Genomic DNA, 19562 nt, shown 5'->3' on the forward strand with positions numbered 1-19562 from the left:
TCACAATCTCCGCGCGGGTCGCACCTGCACCCTCACGACGATCCGCAGCTCCATGTCCCAAGGGACAGGCTCCTGAATGGTGTTCCGCGGCCGGGGCCGCTGACTCGAGCGACCGACGACATGGAGTGCGCAGATCCGAAGACGCCCCGGCGCGCCCTCGCACGAGCCCCTGGAGCCCAGCGCAAAGCGCGCGCGAACTCTCGCGGGGTCCCGCGCCAGCGCCCGTAAATCGTCGAACTCGCGGTTTTGGCCGCTCGCGATTGGGGGCTGTGCGCCAGCGGGCAGAGGCGTAGCATCATGCGATGCGCGTCCCGATCTCGCCGGCTTTCGCTCTGATCTTGGTGTTCTTGCTCGGCTGTAAGGACGACGGCGGGGGCACCAGCGGGCTCACGTCCGTCTCGACGGAGACCGCGACCTCGACGTCGACCGGCGGCGGCTCGGGGACCGATCCCACCACCGGCGGCGGCACGACGACGGGCAGCACGAGCGAGCCGACTGATACGAGTTCTAGCGGTTCGAGCTCCGAGATCTCCTCCAGCACGTCGGCTTCGACCACCGAGGACAGCGGCTCGACGACCGCCGATCCGAACTGCCCGCCGGTCAAGGGCGAGTACAACGATTGCACCGACGAGCAGGGCGACATCGACAACAAGGCCTGCAAATGGATGGGCGACGGAGAGAACGGCTTCATCACCTGCCTGAACGCCGCGGGCATGACGGGCGCCTCGACCTGCTCGCTCGTCGGCTGCGAGCTCGACTGCCACTGCTTCACCGCCCCGGCCACCGGGACCGCCACGAGCGTGTGCCGGCCGAACGCCACCGACAAGGGCGACAGCGCCTGCGTCCTCGACTGTTCGGACGGCGCGACCTGTCCCGACGGCATGGTCTGCGACAACGACACCTGCTTCTGGCCCGCCCCGTGATCGCCGTGCCTCGCTCGCCGCTGCTGCTCGCGCTCGTCCTCGGCTGCGCCCACCTGATCCCGCCGGCCGCGCCGAAGGAGAACGGCATCCCGGTCGTCGACCCGACCGAGAAGCCGCTGCCGGAGCCCGTGCGGGTCGCCTCCGCCCGCGCCCACGGCGGCTGCGACACCGGGGCCCAGTGCGTCGAGCACCTCGACCCGAACCATTCGGTCGAGGACGGCCGTCGCACCTGCGAGACCGACGGCGCCCGCTGGCTCACCGGCGCCTGCCCCCACCGCGGGGCCCACAGCGCCTGCATCACCCAGCACTTCCTGGTGTTCGAGTTCGGCAAGCCCCGCGCCGAAGAATTCGGCAACCCCCTCCACCGCGACCTCGCCGCGGCCCGCGAGGCCTGCCTGACCCAGGGCGGCGAGTTCTACGAGTTCGCGCCCTGACCGAAAACGACATGTCCGAACGGACATGTTTATGAATGATCGCACGGGTATGTCTCAATAGACACACCCCATCTCCGCGGCGAAGCCCGGCGACGCCTCGCCCGACCTGTCCCTCGCGCCATGTACCCTCAATATCGACAGCCGACCCGCTCGTCCTCGTGAACCACGAGCCCGCGCGGTGAAGAGCGCGTGGTCCTCCTCGCGACGCGACACCGCGAGATCACATGCAGTAGTTTTTAAAAAAACATTGCCCAAGGAACATGGCGAAAAGGCCATGCCCTCGCGGGCTCCGCCGGCGCGTGCGCGGTCCTGCTTGACGCGCGGCGGCGCTCATTGTACACCACTGAACGGAAGATCAGCCATGCACGACAGCGACAACGCCGATCCCGTCTCTCCTGCGCTCCTCGACCTCCTGGCCGTGTTCGAGGGGCCGCTCGCCGAAGTCCAATTCCCGGGGGTCGACCTGGGCATTCTCCGGAGCCAGGTCGACCAGGTGCGCGGTCACGCGCTCGAGCTCGACCAGCTGCGGGCCCAGCTCGACGCCCTGCACAACCAGCTCAGCGAGGCGCGGCTGCGGCTGCTCCGCACCGCCGAGCAGGGCCTGGCCTACGCCCGGGTGTTCGCCGCCGAGGATCCCGAGCTCGAGGCCCGGCTGGCCGACATCCACCTCGGCGGCAAGGCCGAGCCGCGGCGGCGCAAGCTCGAGGTGGCGGCCGCCGATTCCGGCAACAGCGAGCCGCTGCGCCTCCCGCCCCGACGCGGTCGCAAGCCGCGCGTCGCCGAGGAAGCCCCGACCGGCTCGTGATGGTCGCGGCGATCGGCGGGATGGTAGAACCCCGCCCGTGACCTACGCCGAGCTGCGCGCCGCACTCCGCCACGAGCACCTCCCGCTCGCCTACTGCGACCTCGACCTCCTGGCCGCCAACGCCCGCAGCCTGGTCGAACGCGCCGGCAGCCTGCCGATCCGCCTCGCCTCCAAGTCGCTCCGCTGCCGCGACATCCTCCGCCGCGTGCAGGCGATGAGCCCCGTCTTCCAGGGCATCCTCTGCTACAGCGCCGCCGAGGCCGCCCACCTCGCCGCCGACTCGTTTAAAGATCTGGTCGTCGCCTACCCCACGGTCGACCGCCACGACCTCGACCTCGTCTGCACCGCGATCGCCGGCGGCGCCGAGATCTGCCTGATGGTCGACGACCCGCTGCAGCTGCCCTTCCTGTCCGAGGCGGCCACCCGGGCCGACGTCACCCTGCCGGTGGCGATCGACCTCGACATGTCCTCGACCCTGCCGGGCATCCACTTCGGCGTGCGCCGCTCACCGATCACGGGGGTCGACGCCGCGGTCGTCCTCGCCGACACCATCGCCGGCACCCCGCACCTCCGCCTCGACGGCCTCATGGGCTACGAGGCCCAGCTGGCCGGCCTGCAGGACCTCGTGCCCGGCCAGCGGCTCAAGAGCGCGGCAGTCCGGGCGCTCAAGCGCCGCTCGCAACCGGAGGTGTTCGCCCGCCGGGCCGCGGTCGTCGCCGCCATCAAGTCCCGCGGCCACGAGCTGCGCTTCGTCAACGGCGGCGGCACCGGCAGCCTCGAGGCGACCCGCACCGACGCCTCGGTCACCGAGCTCGCGGCCGGCTCCGGCCTTTACGGCCCGACCCTGTTCGACGGCTACGACAGCTTTCGGCCGCAACCGGCCGCCGGCTTCGCCCTGCCGATCGTGCGGCGGCCGACTCCGGCCATTTACACCTGTTTCGGCGGCGGCTACATCGCCTCCGGCAGCCCCGGCCGCGATCGGCAACCGACCCCTACCTTGCCGGCCGGCGCCACCCTCCTGGCCAACGAGGGCTGCGGCGAGGTCCAGACCCCCGTCAATTACTCGGGTCCGGAGATCCTCGCCCTCGGGGACCCGATCTTCTTCCGCCACGCCAAGGCCGGCGAGCTGTGCGAACATTTTAAAGAGCTCGTGCTGCTGGCCGGCGCCGCGGTCGTCGGCCGCGTCCCCACCTACCGCGGCGACGGCCAGAGCTTCGTCTGACCGCCTCGCGGGCCCTCCTGCGTCCTCCCCCACGAGGACTGTCGCATCGACCCTCGCCGCAATACGCGGGTCCGCGGCGCGCCCCTTCGACCGGCGAAACTCCCGCGTAACGGCGTAGTTCGTCGCGGTTTCGTCCGCGCCCGTCCGCGACTTCGTCCGCGCCCGCCTGCCTGGTACCATCCCGGCGATGTTCGCGCGCAAGACTTGGTCCAATTGGTCGGGCGGCGTCACCTGTCGTCCGGGACAGTTCGTGGTCCCGAGCACCCTCGACGCCCTGAGCGACCTGGTCCGAGAGACAGCCAGCGCCAACGGCAAGCTGCGGGTCGTCGGTGCCGGCCACTCCTTCACCCCGGTCGTCGCCACCGAGCACACCCTCGTCTCGCTGGCGCGGCTCAGCGGCCTCGCCGAGGTCGACCGCGAGGCCGGGGCCGCCACCGTGCTCGCCGGCACCAGCATCCGCGACCTCGGTGGTTTGCTCGCCAAACACGGCCTCGCGCTCGAGAACCAGGGCGACATCGACAGCCAGGCGCTCGCCGGCGCAGTCAGCACCGGCACTCACGGCACCGGCATCGCCTTCGGCAGCATCAGCACCCAGGTCCGCGCCCTCACTCTGGTGCTCGCGACCGGCGAGCTGCTGTCGTGCTCGCCGACGCAGGAGCCGGAAATCTTCAAAGCCGCCCAGGTCTCGCTCGGCAGCCTCGGGGTGCTGGGGCGGATCCGCCTGCAATGCGTGCCGAGCTACGTGCTCCGCGACGTCCGCAGGAACGTCGACCTCAATCAATGCCTGGCCGACTTCGAGGACAGCTGCCGGCGCCACCGTCACTTCGAGTTCTGGTGGTTCCCCTACAGCGACCGCGCCGCCACCAAGGCGCTCGACATCGTCGCCACCCCGCGCCCGCGCTCCGCGGTCAAGCGCGTCCTCGCCGACAAGATGCTCGAGACCGGCGTGTTCTGGGCCGCCTCCGAGGCCGTGCGCCTGTTCCCCGGCCTCTCGCGTCCGGTCGCCCGCTTCGCCTCCCGAGCGATCTCCGAGGCCGACTACGCCGACCACAGCCACCGCGTCTTCCCCAGCCCTCGCGACGTCCGCTTCAACGAGATGGAGTACGCCGTCCCGGTCGAGCGCGGCCCCGACTGCCTGCGCGAGCTCAAGGCCTACATCGAGCGCGACTGCGTCCGCGTCCACTTCCCCATCGAGTACCGCGTCGTCGCCGGCGACGACATCTGGCTGAGCCCGTTCTACCGCCGCGACAGCGCGGTGATCTCCGTCCACATGTACGCCGGCATGCCGTACGCCGACTACTTCGCCGGCTGCGAGGCGATCTTCCGCAACCACCGCGGCCGTCCGCACTGGGGCAAGATCCACACCCTCTCGGCGCATGAACTTCAGGACATGTACCCCGAGTGGCACCGCTTCCAGGCCGTCCGCCGCCGCCTCGACCCGCGCGGCCTGTTCATGAACGACCACCTGGCGAAGCTCTTCGGGACATGAACTCGAGCGCATGTCCGTGGAGACATGCCGCCCGCCGCTCCTTCACCCGCCCGCCTTCGCCGGGAACGGCACCGCCCACACCCCTTCCTCGGGCGCGTCGGCGCGGACGTAATACACCGTCTGCTCGCCCGCCATCGTCGACACGATCACGTCGTCGACGACGATCGTCGTCGTGTCGGTCGCGGGATCGATGACGGCGGGCTGGTAAGGCTGGTACTGGGGCCCGTAGAGCTGCGCGAAGGAGGTCAGGTACCGGCCATCGGCGAGCTCGCGATAGGCGTCGCCCAGCCGGGCGATCTTCAGTGTGGTCTCCCCGGTCGCGCGATCGACCTCCCACAGCTGAAGCTCCTCCGACCACGGGTTCTGGATCGTATACTCGATCGTGCTGCCGGCCCGCCGCAGCAGGAGAAACCGTCGGGTTCGCCCTCGAACCACACGACCACGTCGCCGGTGCCAGGGTCCCACACCGCCTCGCGCGGCGCATCCTTCGTGCCGAGCCGCAGCTGATACTCCCCGGCAATCCCCCGCCTCGCGGCCCAGTGCTCGGGCACCTCGACCTCGGCCGCGGTCGAGGTGTCGTAGACGCGGATCAGGACGTCCTCGGGCGTTCGCAGGCCGACGAATCGATCGTCCTCGGTCCATACCCAGTCACCGACCTGCTGCACCGACGTCTGTCCGACCACCCACGCCGCGAATTCGTTGTCGGTCAGGTGCACCTCCGCGCCGGACTCGACCTCGCGCAGATACGTCGCTTCCACGCCTGCGTCGCCGATCCGCTGCCAGACGAGATAGCCCTGGCCCGGCGACAGCTCGTACGTGCGCACGTCCTCGGCGAGCGTCTCGTCCGCGCCGGTCGCCAGGTCGTATCGACGCAGCCGTCCGTCGTCGCGCAGGATCATGATCGCGTGGAGGCCGTCCCCGTCGCGCAGCAGATCGAACTTGATCACCCGATCGTCGACCTGCACGACCTCCTGTCGCGCGGCGTCGTAGACCTGAAGGACCTCCCGACTCCCGCCGACGCCTGCAGCATCGGCGGTCGTCCCCGGCTCGCCGTCGCTGGCCAGGACGAACCCGCGCGAGAACGAATGAACCCGCGCCTCGTGCGGGATCGAGGCGACCGGCGTCGGCGGATCGATCTCGGCGGTCTCCGGGCGATCGAGCAAATAGAGGACGCCCTCCGCCCAGTGGATGCCGTAGACCGTCTCGAGGTCGCCGTCGATCGTGATCGCCAGCCCGTCGAGCTCGAGCTCCGGCGGATGGAGGGGCGAGACGGGCCCTCCGCACAGGCCCGTGTACGTGAACAAGAGCCTGCCAGACACGGCCCACGTCACGAAGAGGCGCCCGGACACCTCGCTGACCCCCAGCCCCGGCCACGGGTGCTCCAACCCCGACCCCTCCGCGTGCTGCTCGGTGATGAACGTGGGCCCGTCGATCTCGCACTGCTCGTCGACCTCCCCGCCGACCTCCTCGGCTCCGCACGCGAACGACAGCGCGAACACGAGGGCGCAGCGGAGCTCGCGAGGCATGCGTCCATGATGGCACGACTTCCTCGGCAGCGCAGGGCGCCCGCACCTGCTCTCGCCCTCGGCGAATCACATGACCTTTAAAACATGCCTTTAAAGCCAGCCGATCGCGCTGTCCGCCACCACCCCGGCGGCTCTCCGCTCCCTCGCGCACCTTGTCGTACGCGTCCGCGCCCATACCGGGCCGCCGGGCCGCCTTGATCTCCCGCCCGCGCCCGGCGACCATGTTCGGGTGAAGCTCGTCTGGTCGCTCATCGCCGGCCTCGGCGGCTTGTTCTTCGCCATCGGCCTCGCGCTCCTCGCCGTCGACCTGGAGTTCTTCGCCGACGCGCGGCGGACCGAGGGCGAGGTCGTCCACCTCCGCCGCAACAACAAGGGCAGCGGCGCGCCCGACGTCGCCTACACCGACCACCTCGGCCGCGACCACCTTTATCGCTCCAACATCTTCTCGACGCCCTCGTACCGGATCGGCGAGCGCGTCACCGTCGCCTTCGACCCCGACGAGCCCGAGGACGCGGTCATCGACAGCCCCACCAATCGCTGGCTGCTGCCCGGCATCTTCGGCGGCATCGGCTTCGTCCAGCTCTGCATCGGCTCGTTCGCCCTGCTGCGCCGCGCCCGGCGCAAGCGCGAGATCTCCTGGCTCCTGCGCGAGGGTCAGCGCCTCGACGCCACGATCACCGCCGTCACCCAGGACACCTCCATTCGAATCAATCGCAAGAGTCCGTGGGTCATCCATTGCGAGGCCACCTTGCCCGGCGAAGCGAGCGCGCGCACCTTCGTCAGCCGTCGCTTCTGGTACGACCCCGGCCCGCTCCTGCGAGGCCCGACCTTGACCGTCTGCTACGACCCCCGCGACCCCTCGCGCCACGTCCTCGACACCGGTGACCTCGTTCCGGGCCGCGCCTTCCAGGGCACCACTTCCTGATCGACGCTCCCCGACGCGATGGCGACTGCGACCCCGTCGAGAGCGGACCCGCCGCACCTCGACCTCAGCGGCGCGGCCGCTCCTCGATCGCGGGTCCTGTCCGTGTCGTGGACATCGTTCTCGATCGCGCCTGTGCGTCCGTTCGCCGCACCCGCGGCTTCGTGCCGCCGCCGCGTTGACGCGCCCGCCCGTGCGGCGCACCCTCCGGTCGTGTCGACGCGCAGCGCGCTCCCCCCCGGCTCCCGGCGAACCCTCTTACAGACGTATCGATACACCCGCGACCCGTACGAGTTCTTCTCAAAGATGGTCGAGGAATACGGCGACCCGTTCACTGCCCACGTCGTCAACGGCAGCGTCGTCATCACCGGCAGCCCTGCGGGCGCGCAGCAGGTCTTCTCCGCCGACCCCGACACCTTCGCCCCGTTCGCGCCTCAGGTCGCGCGCCCGGTGCTCGGCGATGCCTCGCTCCTGCTGCTCTCGGGCGAGCGCCACCGCAAGGAGCGCAAGCTGCTCATGCCCGCCTTCCACGGCGAACGCGTGCGCGCCTACGGCGAGACGATCTGCGGGGCCGCCCACGCCGCCGCCTCGACATGGCCCAAGGGACAGGCGTTCGTCTTCCAGGACAGCTCGCAGTGGATCTCCCTCGAGGTCATCATCCGCGCGGTGTTCGGGGTCGCCGACCCGGCCCGCGTCGAGGATGTCCGCCAGGCCATCCTCGAGTTCGTCGCCGCGGCCGTCCCGAGCTTCATGTTCTTCCCGTTCCTGCAGCGCGACTTCTTCGGCGTCGGCCCGTGGGCCCGGTTTCAGCGCGCGCGCCAGCGGTTCGGCTTCCTCATCGCCGCCGAGCTGGCCGCGCGGCGCAGCCGGCCCGACGAGCTCGGCGACGACATCCTCAGCCGCATGCTCGCCGCCCGGCACGACGACGGCAGCGGCCTGAGCGACTCGGAGATCCACGACGAGCTGCTCACCCTCCTGTTCGCCGGCCATGAGACCACCGGCATCGCCCTCGCCTGGTCGATCTACTGGCTCCTGCGTCACCCCGACCGCCTGGAGAAGCTGCTCGCAGAGCTCGACGCCGCCGGCGAGCGCCCCGAGCCCGAGGCCCTCGCCCGCTTGCCGTACCTCGAGGCCGTCGTTCACGAGACCCTGCGCCTCTACCCCATCGCCCCCGACGCCCCCCGCATGCTCGCGCGCCCGCTCGAGCTCGCCGGTTACACCCTGCCCGCCGGCGCCGGCGTGGCCGTCGCGACCGCGCTCCTGCACGTCCGCCCGGACATCTACCCCGAGCCCCACGCCTTCCGCCCCGAGCGCTTCGTCGGCCGCAAGTACAGCCCCTTCGAATACACCCCGTTCGGCGGCGGCCACCGTCGCTGCCTCGGCGCCGCCTTCGCCACCTACGAGATGAAGCTCGTCCTGGCCACGTTGCTCAGGCACTACCGCCTGAAGCTGTCCGAGCCGCGAGAGGTCAAGCCCGGCCGCCGCAACGTCGTCCTCGGCCCCGCCACCGGCGTCCGCGTCACCTTCCTCGGCCCGCGCCGCGCCGGCGACCTGGCCGCCTGACGACAATCACGGCGCTTGCTGTCGCGCCGCGATTGTCATGACCGTCACGGCGCGCCGACCGCGATCGCCGGTCGGTCGTCGCTCCACCCCGGCGCCCCGGCGATCTGCCAGCGGACGAGCAGCTTCTCCGCGCGATAGCCCTGCGGCGTCGTCGTCACGCTGCGGACGAGGCCGATCCCGCGGACATAATAATTGTCCTCGGTCTGCACGTGCTGGGCCGGCGGGACCTCCACTCCGGTCTTCATCGTCGTGATCATGCGGTTGTGCGTCTCGCAGCGGACGTGGACCGCCGACTGCCCGCGATACGAATCGTGGCCGACCACCGAGCAGCGGCCGAACACCGACATCGAGGACATCGGCGTGTCGAGCTCCTGCCGCCAGTCCCAGCGCATCCCCGGCGACAGCTCGCGCGGCAGGTACACGCCCTCGGCCACGCGCGTCGTCACCTCGCCGACCGCGCTCGTCATCGAACCCAGCTCCGGCGTCACCCCGAGCGCAGAGATCACCAGGTCGCGCTCGCTGGCGCTGCCGAAGGTCTCGCTGCGCACCCGCGCCACCCATCGGTCCCCGCGCTGCTCCGCCGCCACGATCCGGTCGATCGACTGCGTCGCCGGCACCGACCCCGCCGGCTGCGACTGCGGCAGCGCGTAGACCCACTCGTCACCCACGCTCGCCGGCGCGTACGGGTGCCCCGCGGCCGTCGTCGCCTGCGGATCGCAGCCGACGAACACCAGCGCGCCCGTCACGATCAGCTGCCAGCCCAGGGTCGCCTCGATCTCCGTCGTCGTGCTGCGGCGCTGGGCCATGCCGCATGGTCCCCGGCCCGTGTCCACGCCGCAAGGAGGTCCCGCCTGCGGGCGCATCCGCGAGCTCCCCTCGCCCGCGCCGGTCACGACCCCCGCAGCTCCGATCGGGCACGACGGAGATCGCCTCGCTCTCGCGCGCGCGCGATCCGGGACGCTCACAAGCTCCGATCGGACACGACGGAGATCGCCTCGCTCCTGCAATCGCGTGAACAATCGGGCCCGATGGAGCTCATCGCGCGCTCACGGGCTCTCGCATCCGCCAGGGCCCGACCGGGAGATCGCCACATTCCTGGACTCGCGCGAATCGACAAAAATGCCATCACTCGCGAGGCGGAAGAGATCCCCTGCGCTCTCGAGCTCTCCTCGCTGTGACAATCCCGCGAATCGGCCAATGCGATCGCAATCGATCGATAAGAAAAATTAAACGACAAGTGCGGGCGGCCGTACGAGGCGGCCGCCCGCGAGTCGCGGGCGAGGGCCCGCGACTCGGAACTCGGGTCAATGATCCTGTTCGCCCTCGTCGCGGCCGCTGGGGGACATCGGCTCGCTGCGGGGCATCTCGGACCTGTTCTCGGGGGCGGCCGACGAGGTCGACGCCTCGCGGTCTTCGACGGGGGTGTTCGGCTCGTCCGACATGCCCGTCATGCCCTGGGCGCTGCGCTGGGAGCGGTTGCGGTCGCGGCTGCTCGCGCTCGCATGGGCGGCGCGGTTGCTGTGCGACGCGTGGCCGCCCTTTGCCCCGATCTCCGCCATGTGCTCGCGGTTCTGGCTGACCACCTCACCGCCCTTGCGGCCGGCGGCACGCGCCTCTTCCGAGTCGAACTCGTGGGCCGTGCCCTTCTCGTGCGCAGCCCGGCCGCCCTTCCGCGCGATCTCCCGCTGCTTCTCCGCCTCCATCCCCGCGAAACCGCGGCCCCCGCGGCGTTCCCCTGTATTACCGGTGCTGTTCGGCATTGCTGGTACCTCTGTCGCGGACTGAAATCCGCGCCGTGATGGGTTCTTTGAATGGATGTCCTCGAGGCCAGAGCGCAGACAGCGCTGCCCAAGGACGTTTCGTGGGAACCATGGTCGACTGCGTCACCTCGGCAAGGCGGAGCTCGGCGCGCCTGGGGGGTAGCCGCCCCCAATTCGTTTGGCGATCCCGCCGCCGGGGCCGCTGGGACGGGTGCCGCGCCGCTGAGGCCGCTGGGGGCCTCCGGGATACCCTGAGTCACATGCGCCTGCGACGACCGCAATTTTCACTCAGCGCAGCGCGCGATAGTGCGCGCTGGCCGCGATGGCGTTGACACCGCACTCTGCCGGGGGGACGCTGGGGTCACGATGACCCGCAATTTCCTCGTCTTCGCCGTCACCGCGTGCCTCGCCGGATTGGTCGGATTCGCCTGCAAGAGCGGCGGCGGAGGTGGTTCACAGGCGCCCGGGACGGTCACCGCGATCGAAGGTCCGTCGTCGTGTCCGCGGTCGGTGCCGACGCGGGGCGCCTCCTGTCCGCGGGGCGAGTCCGAGTTTTGCGTCTACCGCACCACCGGCGGCGATTTCGCGTGCGTGTGCGGCGGCGGCAAGTGGGGTTGCGGCTCCAAATAGAGAGATACGGCGATCTGCGAACGGCTCGCCGCGCCTGCGTCGGCCGAGGGGGTTCGTCGCGCCCGCCCCGCTGGCTCGCCGGCGCGCGCCTGCGATACCCTCCGACGATGCTTCCTTATCTCGTTCGCGCCCGCTGGACCGCGTTCACTCTGCTCTTCGCCTGCAGCTTCGACGGCAGCGGCCTGGTGAGCGTGGGGCCGCCGAGCTCGAACAGCAGCACGACCGGCGACTCGACCACCTCGACGGGCCCCGGGACGACCGTCGCGCCGACGACCGTCGAGTCGGAGGGCAGCGACAGCGACGGCGCGACGATGAGCACCACCCAGCCGGTCGACCCGACGGAGGACCCGACGACGACCACGACCACGACCGGCACCACCACCACGACGAGCACCACCGACCCGGACACGACGACGACCTCGACGGGTCCCGACACCACCACCTCGACCAGCACCACCAGCACCGATACCAGCACCTCGACCGGCCCCGACACCACCACCGGGCCGATGTGCATGGACACCGGCACCGAGCCGAACGAGAGCGAGGGCGAATCGGTCGACCTCGGCGATCAGCACTGCAAGGCCCAGCCGAAGAGCTTCGAGGGCGTCCTCGACGGCGACGCCGACGTCGACTGGTTCCGCTTCTTCGGCGACTTCAGCGGCAACCAGTGCAACGACGACCCGATCGCCAAGATCGTCGTCACCGCCGACGGCCCGCTCGAGGTGTGCATGTACGCCGACTGTGACATCTCCGGTGAAACCGACTTCGACTGCCCCAACGGCACCTCGATGGCCGACTCGCCCGACGGCCGCGATGGCTGCTGCGGCACCGGCAGCATGCAGTACGAGGTCAATTGCGTGTCCGGCCCCGACGAGAGCGCGGCGATCTACGTCCGCCTGCAAAAGGCCCCCGTCGACGCCTGTCTCGAATACAAGGTCGACTACAGCTATTTCAGCCCGTGACGCCTGGCGCCCCCGCCCGAGCGCGCAGGCGCGTGTGCTTCGCGGCTGAGACCGCTGCGGTAGCCTCGGGCCGATGCCGCGTCCGCACCTCCGCCGTCTCGCCGCACTCGCGTTCTTCCTCCTCGCGTGCAGCTACGACGGCAGCGGCCTCGTGAGCGTCGGGGAGCCGCCGTCAACCACGACCTCCACCGGCACGACCACCGGCGAGCCCGCGCTCACCACCACCGACGCGCCGCTCACCACCACCGGCGGGCCCGACCTCTCGACGACAGGCACCACCGCGCCCGTCGATCCGACCACCGACGCGACGACGACGACCACCACGTCCTCGACGTCCACCACCGGCGAGACCTCGACCACCACCGGCGACGAGACCACCGGTCCGCCGCCGCCGCTGCTGATCGACGACGGCCTGTTGGTCCGCTACTTCCTCGACGAGGCGGCAAGCGGCCAGAGCCCCACCCACGCCCTCGACGCGGCGCCCGACCCGCTCGACCTGCCGCTCGTCTACGACGGCATGGGCGGCATGAACCCGGTGTACGTCGAGGAGGCCGGCCACCGCGGCCTGCGCTGGCCGATGCCGGGGCTCGACGGCCGGGCCACGATCGCAGCCGCCGACACCAAGCTCCAGTCCGGCCTGCAGAACCGCACCGCCGCCACCATCGAGATCGTCGTCGAGGTCGACGCGGTCACCGACCTCGGCTCGCGCCTGACGCACATCGGCCGCGGCATCGAACCCGGCCACTTCACCCTGCGCTCGAGCAAGATCGATCGCCTCGAGTTCTACTGGAAGGGCGACGTCCTCGCCGGCGTGTGGCCGGTCGACTGGAACGGGCTCGGCCGCGCCGTCGTCCACGTCGTCGTCGACACCGGCCAGCCCGAGCCGATCCACCGCATCCGCCTCTATATCGACGGCGTGGTGGTCGCCGACGGCACGGACATCGCGCTCGTCCCTCCCAACCAGAACGAGGCGATCGCGATCCCCACCGACCCCAACATCCCCCTGCATTTTACCCTGGGCAACCGCGGGGTCGACGTCGACCGCTCGTTCCAGGGCACCCTCTATTACGCGGCGATCTACGCCGCCGCCCTGTCGGAGACCCAGCTCGCGGCGAACGCCGACATCCTCGCCGGCCTCGACGACGCGCCGTAAATCCGTGAGCGAGAGCGCTTCGGGCCAGGCCGCATGAACCTGTCCCCAGGGACATCCTCCCTACGACCGCGCTCTGTCGCTCGCATCGCGCCCGGCGATCGCGGGGTCGAAGCAACACCGGCGGTCCTCGACGGCGCGCCGTGACCTCCCAGGTCGGATGAACCTGGCCCCAGAGACATCTCCCGTGCGGCCGGCTCTGTCGCTCGCATCGTACCCGGCGATCGCGGGGTCGAAGCAACCACGCCGGTCCTCGACGGCGCGCTGTGACCACCCGGGTATAGAACCAAAGGACATGTCGCATCGACCATGTCTATGGACACATGGGCCGCTCAGCCCCGACCTGGCCGGCTCTGCCGCTCCCGACGACCGCCGCGGAGGCCGGGTCGGGGCCGCCGAGCGCTGCGGCTCCGTGCGACGTCATGCCGCGAGCCGAGCGCTGTTCGCCGTCATTCCGCGCCGGGGGCGGTTGCCGCGACGCGCATCGACGCGGCCGCGCCGGGTCAGCCGCGCGGGCGGGCCGGCAGGTACTGCGGCGGCCAGGTCACGCCGGGCCCGCGGTAGTTCTGCTCGGCGGCCGCGCGCAGCGTGAAGTGCGGGTCGAGCAGGTGCGGCCGGGCCAGCGCGCACAGGTCGGCGCGGCCCGAGGCGATGATGGTGTTGACCTGATCCCAGTCCTGGATCGCGCCGACCGCCATGGTCGTCACCCCGGCCTCGTGGCGGATCCGGTCGCTCAGGTGGGTCTGGAACATGCGGCCGTAGATCTCCGGCCGCGACTCCGGCGTCGTCTGCCCGGCCGAGACATCGACCAGGTCGCAGCCGTGGGCCTTGAGGAGGCGCGCGATCTCGACTGCGTCCTCCTCGTCGAGGCCGTCGGGGATCCAGTCGGTCGCGGAGATCCGCACCGACACCGGCTTGTGCGCCGGCACCTCCGCGCGCACCGCGTCGAGCACCTGCAGCGGGAAGCGCATGCGATTTTGCAGCGAGCCCCCGTACTCGTCGCTGCGCACATTGGTCAGCGGCGAGATGAACGACGCCAGCAGGTAGCCGTGGGCCATGTGGACCTCGACCAGATCGAAACCTGCCTCTTCGGCCAGCTTGGCCGCGCGCCGGAATTGCTCGACCACCGCCGCCATGTCCGCCGGCGTCATCGGCTTCGGCGCCGCGAAGCCGGGCGCGTAGGGCACGGCCGACGGTCCGAGCAATTCCCAGCCCTCGGCCAGCCCGCTGTCTGCGCCCTCCCACGGGTGCGCGGCCGAGCCCTTGCGGCCGGCGTGGCCGAGCTGCACTCCGATCTTCGCCGTGGAATGCGAATGCACGAAGTCGACCACCCGGCGCCACGCGGCCGCGTGGGCCTCCGACCACAGACCAGTGCAGCCGCGGGAGATCCGCCCCTCCGGGGCCACATCGGTCATTTCGGTCATCACCAGGCCCGCGCCGCCGACGGCGCAGCCGCCCAGGTGCACCAGGTGCCATTCGTTGGGCAGCCCGTCCTCCGCCGAATACTGGCACATCGGCGACACCACCACCCGGTTCTGCAGCGTCAGCTCGCGCAGGCGCAGCGGCGTGAACATCGGCGGCGGCGCCGGCTCGTGCGATTCGCAGCCGTTCTCGCCGGCGAACCAGCGGTCGAGGCTGCCGACGTAGTCGCGGTCGCGGACGCGCAGGTTCTCGTAGGTCACCCGCTTGGAGCGGGTCATCATGCTGAGGACGAACTGCTGCGGCGGCAGGTCCTTGTAGCGGCGGACCTCCTCGAACCACGTCTGGCTGACCTTGGCGGCGCGCTGCAGCTTGGCGACCTCGAGCCAGCGGGCCTCGTGGTAGGCGGCCAGGGCCGCGGGGACCGTCGGCTCGCGGAGCAGCGCCTCGCACAGGGCGATCGAGTCCTCCATCGCCAGCTTGGTGCCGGAGCCGATCGAGAAGTGGGCGGTGTGGGCGGCGTCGCCGATGAGCACCACGTTGCCGGACCACCAGCGGGCGCACTTGACCTCGCGGAACGACAGCCAGCTCGACTTGTTGCTCATCAGGCGGTGGCCCGCCAGCTCCTCGGCGAACAGGCGCTCGCAGTAGGCCACGCTCTCGTCGGTGCTCATCGCGTCGAGCCCGGCGCGGCGCCACGTCTCGGCGTCGGTCTCGACGATGAACGTGCTGGTGTCGCGGTCGAACGGGTAGGCGTGGACGACGAACAGCCCGTGCTCGTCCTCGCGGACGTAGAACGTGAACGCCGACAGCCGCTTGGTCGTGCCGAGCCAGATGTACTTCGCCTTGCCCTCGGCGATCGTCGGCGCGAACACCTCGCCCAGCTGCGTCCGGACCTTGCTGTTGATCCCGTCGGCCGCCACCACCAGGTCGGCGCCCGCGACCGCCGGCGAGCTCAGCCCCTCGTGCTCCGTCTCGAACTCGATCCGCACTCCCAGCGCCAGCGCCCGGTCTTGCAAGATCTCGAGCAGGCGCACCCGCGCGATCCCGCAGAACCCGTGGCCGCCGGAACGAATCACCTGTCCCTTGATACAGGTGTCGATATCGTCCCAGTGAATGAACGCCTCGGTGATCGCCGCGTACGTCTCCGGGTCGGCGCGGCGGAAGTTGCCGAGAGTGCCGTCGGAGAACACCACGCCCCAGCCGAACGTGTCTCTGCGCCGGTTGCGCTCGACGACCACGACCTCGCAGTCGGGCCGCGCTTTCTTCATGAGCACGCTGAAATACAGGCCAGCAGGGCCGCCGCCGAGGACCGCGATCTTCACCGCGCAATGCTAACCCGCCGCTCGACGGCCGCCCAAGTGAGAAGCCTCGCGGTGGTGCGAGCGATCGTCTTCGGGCTCGCGCCGAATGGGGGGCCGCCGTGTATGCTCACGCGGCATGTCAGCAACGACCGGCCCGCGCGACGGCCTCCTGCTGGTCGCCGCGTTCGCCTCGGGCGCGGCGGCCCTCGCCTACGAGATGCTGTGGACGCGCATGTTGGCGCTGTCTCTCGGCAGCGAGACCGTCGGCGTGCTCGCGGCCCTGGCCGGCTACTTCGCCGGATTGGCCCTCGGGGCCGCGCTGCTGCACGATCGCACCCACCAGGCCCGCGACCCCGTGCGCCTGTTCGTCGCGCTCGAGCTGGTCGCCGCCGGCTTCGCGATCGTCTCGCCGCACCTCTTGCAGCTGCTCGCCCGCGTGTTGCCGGCCTGGCTCGGCCCGGTCGCCGCGGCCGGTGACGTCACCGCCCTGGCCGCCTCGACCGCCGTCGCCGCCGCCGTCCTCGCTCTCGGCGCTGCCCCGCTCGGCGCCTCGCTCGCCGCCCTCGTGGAGGCCCGCCGCCGCACCTGTCCTTCGGACCAGGACGGCCGCGGCCTGGGGCGGATCTACGGCGCCAACACCGTCGGCGCTGCCCTCGCCGCCGTCGTCAGCATCCACCTGGTGTTCCCCGCCCTCGGCTACGGCCTCGGCGCCGCCCTCGCCGCCCTCGCCGGAGCCGGCGCCGCCCTGGCCGCCCGCGCCTGGGGCGCCGGCACTTTTGGACATGTCCCCCAGGACATGTCCCGGGCGCCCCTCGCGCCCAGCGCTGTTCCTGTCCTCGGGGACATGTCCGCCTCGGGCGCCGGCCTCTCGCCCGCCGCCGCATCGCCTGGCCCTGCGGACATGTCCGCCCCGGACGCCGGCCTCTCGCCCGCCGCCGCATCGCCTGGCCCTGCGGACATATCCCCCTCGGACGCCGGCCCCTCGCCCGCCGCCGCATCGCCTGTCCCTGCGGACCTGTCCGCCTCGCCCGCCGCGGCCTCGCCTGTCCCAGGGGACACGTTCTCGTCGCCCGACCTCTCGCTCGCCGCGGCCTCGCCTGTCCCAGGGGACACGTTCTCGTCGCCCGACCTCTCGCCCGCCGCGACCGCGCCTGTCCCCGGGACCATGTCCGTGTCGCCCGCTGCGCCCAGGGCCCCCCATCTCGCCGCCCCCGCGGCGGCGGTCGACGCCTCGCGCGACCCCGACCCCGACCTGCTGCGCGAGCCGTGGCTGCTGAACCTCGTGTCCTTCGGGACAGGTCTGACCGGCATCGGCCTCCAGGTCGTCGGCGTACGGGTCCTCGGCCAGCACCTCGAGAACACCATCTACACCTTCGCCCACATCCTCGCCGCCTACCTGCTCGCCACCGGCCTCGGCGCCTTCGTCTACCAGCGCCTCGCCGCGCGGGCGGTCGCCGGGCGGCCGGGGACTGTGACCGCGGCGCTGTTGTGGCTGCTCGGCGTGATGGTCGTCCCGGCGGCAGTCGCCCTCGCCCACGGGCCCGAGCTGCTGCAGGCGCTTGCGCCCGAGGCCGCAGGTCTCGCGCGCGCCGGCCTGGCCGAGCTGGCGGTCGCGGCCCTCGTGTTCGGCCCCTCGGCCCTGGTGCTCGGCGCCCTGCTCAGCCACGTCATCGGCCTGGTGGCAGCCACCGGCCGCGGCGTCGGCCGGACCTACGCCTACAACGCCCTCGGCTGCGCCGCCGCCCCGTTCGTGTTCGGCCTCCTCGCCATTCCCCGGCTCGGCTACGCCGACGCCTTCTACGCCGTGCTCTACGCCTACCTGGCCCTGTTCGCGGTGTTCGGGTGGTTCCGCCGGTTCTCGCCGGTCCTGCTGATCGGCGGCGTCCTGGCCGGCGTCGCCCTCACCGCCGCGGGCCCGCGCTCGCTGGTCCTCGTCGGCGACAGCGACGGCTGGGTCCGCCGCGACGAGCGCCAGACCCTGCACGGCCTCGTCGCCGTCAGCGAGCGCCCCGGCCCCGGCGGCGCCCCGCTGCGCCGGCTGCAGATCGGCAAGCGGTTCCGCATGGGCGGCGCCGCCGGCTTCGGCGAGCAGCGCATGGGCCAGGTCTGCTCGCTCCTGTCCCATGCATCAGGTCCCGAAGGACCTATCCCAAAGGCCCTGTACCTCGGGCTAGGTACCGGCTCGACCATGGGCGGCGCGCTGGCCGTCCCGCACGCCGCGGCCGAGGGCGTCGAGCTGGTGCCGGAGATCGTCGAGCTCCTGCCCAACTTCGCCGACATCAACCACGACCTGGCCAAGCGCCCCGAGGTCGCGCTGCACGCCGCCGACGCCCGCCGCTACCTCGCGGCCGCGCCGGGCAGCTACGACCTCGTGGTCGCCGACCTGTTCCACCCCGGCCAGGCCGGCGCCAGCAGCCTGTTCGCCCGCGAGCACTTCGCCGCGGCCCGGGACCACCTGCGCCCCGGCGGCCTGATGTGCCAGTGGCTGCCGCTCTACCAGCTCGACGAGGCCGACGTGCGCACGATCGTCCGCACCTTCCTCGACGTGTTCCCCGAGTCGTACGCGTTCCTCGGCATCTACAACGCCCAGAACCCCGCGCTCGCCCTCGTCGGCCGCGTGCCCGATCCGTCGGCGGCGCAGCTCCGGCTCGACGTCGATCGCCTGCGAGCGGACACCGCCAGGCTGCAGAACATCGTCGACCCGCGCGACCTGCTGGCCTCCTACGTCATGGGCCCGGCCGAGCTGTCCGAGTGGTCCGGCGACGGCCCGCGCAACACCGACCTGGCGCCCGAGATCGCGTTCCAGGCCGCCCGCGTCGCCTACCGCGACGACCGCACCCTCGGCGCCCACAACCTCGCGGCGATCCTCGGGCGCGCGGTCGCGGCCCCGGCCGCCCTGCTCACCGGCGGCGGCGCCGAGGCCCTCGCGGCCGCCAGCGGGCCGTTCACCGCCGCCGCGCGCCACTACCTGGCCGGCGAGATCGCCCGCGGCGATCTGGCAGATCTTTCAAACATGTCCTGGGAGACAGCCGAGCACTTCGTCCGCGCCTACGAGGCCGACCCCGAGTTCGCGCCCGCCCGCGGCGCCCTCTACACCATCGCCCGCAAGAACCAGGCGCTGGCCGCGAAGCTGCTCCCGCGCATGCTGGCCCGCACGCCCGACGAACCGCGCGTCTACGAGGCGTACCTCCAGCACCTCCGGGTCGCCGGCGACCAGGCCGCCTATCAGCAATTGCGCGCCGAGGCGGCCGCCAAGTTCCCCGGCGTCGCGCTGCCGTGAGCACGAGCCCGAGCCGCTTCGCCCTCGCGGAGCCCCGGACCTCCAGGCCAATCGAAGCGTCCTGACGCGGCGACCGCGGCCGGGCCGTTCGAACTCCGGCCGTCCTCCGGGCGGTCGCCCGGGTTCCTTTGGCTGTCCCTCGGGACAGCCACCCCGGGACCAGCCGCACGTCC

At 71.5% G+C, this 19562-nt stretch carries 15 protein-coding genes; 11 read left to right on the forward strand and 4 right to left on the reverse strand.

Annotated elements, in window-relative coordinates:
* Positions 1 to 302: 302 nt before the first annotated feature.
* From O0S08_RS43995 to O0S08_RS44015, 5 genes are all read left to right on the forward strand, one after another.
* The gene (locus tag O0S08_RS43995; RefSeq protein ID WP_269035502.1) at positions 303 to 923 is read left to right on the forward strand and encodes a hypothetical protein; all 621 of its coding nucleotides are present in this window, start codon (positions 303 to 305) and stop codon (positions 921 to 923) included.
* On the forward strand, positions 920 to 1357 hold the full coding sequence (locus O0S08_RS44000) for a hypothetical protein (RefSeq protein ID WP_269035503.1): 438 nt from the start codon (positions 920 to 922) through the stop codon (positions 1355 to 1357). The genes O0S08_RS43995 and O0S08_RS44000 overlap by 4 nt, the downstream gene beginning before the upstream one ends.
* A 361-nt stretch (positions 1358 to 1718) precedes the next feature.
* Positions 1719 to 2162, forward strand: coding sequence for a hypothetical protein (locus tag O0S08_RS44005; protein ID WP_269035504.1), 444 nt, complete (start codon positions 1719 to 1721; stop codon positions 2160 to 2162).
* A gap of 37 nt (positions 2163 to 2199) precedes the next feature.
* Positions 2200 to 3384: an alanine racemase gene (locus O0S08_RS44010; protein ID WP_269035505.1), complete on the forward strand. Its 1185-nt coding sequence runs from the start codon at positions 2200 to 2202 to the stop codon at positions 3382 to 3384.
* A gap of 187 nt (positions 3385 to 3571) precedes the next feature.
* A complete protein-coding gene (locus O0S08_RS44015) occupies positions 3572 to 4873 on the forward strand; it encodes a D-arabinono-1,4-lactone oxidase (protein ID WP_269035506.1) in 1302 nt (433 codons plus the stop codon).
* A gap of 299 nt (positions 4874 to 5172) precedes the next feature.
* Here the strand turns inward: O0S08_RS44015 and O0S08_RS44020 are convergent, their stop codons facing one another.
* Entirely contained in the window at positions 5173 to 6399 is a 1227-nt protein-coding gene (locus tag O0S08_RS44020) for a hypothetical protein (protein WP_269035507.1), read from the reverse strand.
* Between the two features lie 229 nt (positions 6400 to 6628).
* Between O0S08_RS44020 and O0S08_RS44025 the strand changes: the two genes are divergently transcribed.
* Positions 6629 to 7324 carry a DUF3592 domain-containing protein gene (locus O0S08_RS44025; protein WP_269035508.1) on the forward strand — a complete coding sequence of 232 codons (696 nt, stop codon included), beginning with the start codon at positions 6629 to 6631 and terminating at the stop codon, positions 7322 to 7324.
* 210 nt (positions 7325 to 7534) lie between these two features.
* Positions 7535 to 8884: a cytochrome P450 gene (locus O0S08_RS44030; protein ID WP_269035509.1), complete on the forward strand. Its 1350-nt coding sequence runs from the start codon at positions 7535 to 7537 to the stop codon at positions 8882 to 8884.
* A gap of 44 nt (positions 8885 to 8928) precedes the next feature.
* Here the strand turns inward: O0S08_RS44030 and O0S08_RS44035 are convergent, their stop codons facing one another.
* Both O0S08_RS44035 and O0S08_RS44040 read right to left on the reverse strand, forming a co-directional pair.
* On the reverse strand, positions 8929 to 9690 hold the full coding sequence (locus O0S08_RS44035; protein ID WP_269035510.1) for a hypothetical protein: 762 nt from the start codon (positions 9688 to 9690) through the stop codon (positions 8929 to 8931).
* A 498-nt stretch (positions 9691 to 10188) separates the two neighbouring features.
* Positions 10189 to 10644, reverse strand: a complete 456-nt coding sequence (locus O0S08_RS44040) for a KGG domain-containing protein (RefSeq protein ID WP_269035511.1) — start codon at positions 10642 to 10644, stop codon at positions 10189 to 10191.
* A gap of 366 nt (positions 10645 to 11010) precedes the next feature.
* Between O0S08_RS44040 and O0S08_RS44045 the strand changes: the two genes are divergently transcribed.
* The 3 genes from O0S08_RS44045 to O0S08_RS44055 all read left to right on the forward strand — a co-directional run bounded on the left by O0S08_RS44045 (position 11011) and on the right by O0S08_RS44055 (position 13389).
* A complete protein-coding gene (locus O0S08_RS44045; protein ID WP_096328304.1) occupies positions 11011 to 11274 on the forward strand; it encodes a hypothetical protein in 264 nt (87 codons plus the stop codon).
* A gap of 107 nt (positions 11275 to 11381) precedes the next feature.
* Positions 11382 to 12236, forward strand: coding sequence for a hypothetical protein (locus O0S08_RS44050; RefSeq protein ID WP_269035512.1), 855 nt, complete (start codon positions 11382 to 11384; stop codon positions 12234 to 12236).
* A 73-nt stretch (positions 12237 to 12309) separates the two neighbouring features.
* Positions 12310 to 13389 carry a hypothetical protein gene (locus O0S08_RS44055; protein ID WP_269035513.1) on the forward strand — a complete coding sequence of 360 codons (1080 nt, stop codon included), beginning with the start codon at positions 12310 to 12312 and terminating at the stop codon, positions 13387 to 13389.
* A gap of 500 nt (positions 13390 to 13889) precedes the next feature.
* Here the strand turns inward: O0S08_RS44055 and O0S08_RS44060 are convergent, their stop codons facing one another.
* A complete protein-coding gene (locus O0S08_RS44060) occupies positions 13890 to 16130 on the reverse strand; it encodes a bifunctional salicylyl-CoA 5-hydroxylase/oxidoreductase (protein ID WP_269035514.1) in 2241 nt (746 codons plus the stop codon).
* A 115-nt stretch (positions 16131 to 16245) separates the two neighbouring features.
* On the opposite strand from O0S08_RS44060, the gene O0S08_RS44065 reads away from it, so the two are divergent.
* Positions 16246 to 19389, forward strand: coding sequence for a spermine/spermidine synthase domain-containing protein (locus O0S08_RS44065; RefSeq protein WP_269035515.1), 3144 nt, complete (start codon positions 16246 to 16248; stop codon positions 19387 to 19389).
* The last annotated feature ends 173 nt before the right edge of the window (positions 19390 to 19562 follow it).

Origin of the sequence: Nannocystis punicea (genome assembly GCF_026965555.1) — a bacterium.
Taxonomy (GTDB): domain Bacteria; phylum Myxococcota_A; class Polyangia; order Nannocystales; family Nannocystaceae; genus Nannocystis; species Nannocystis punicea.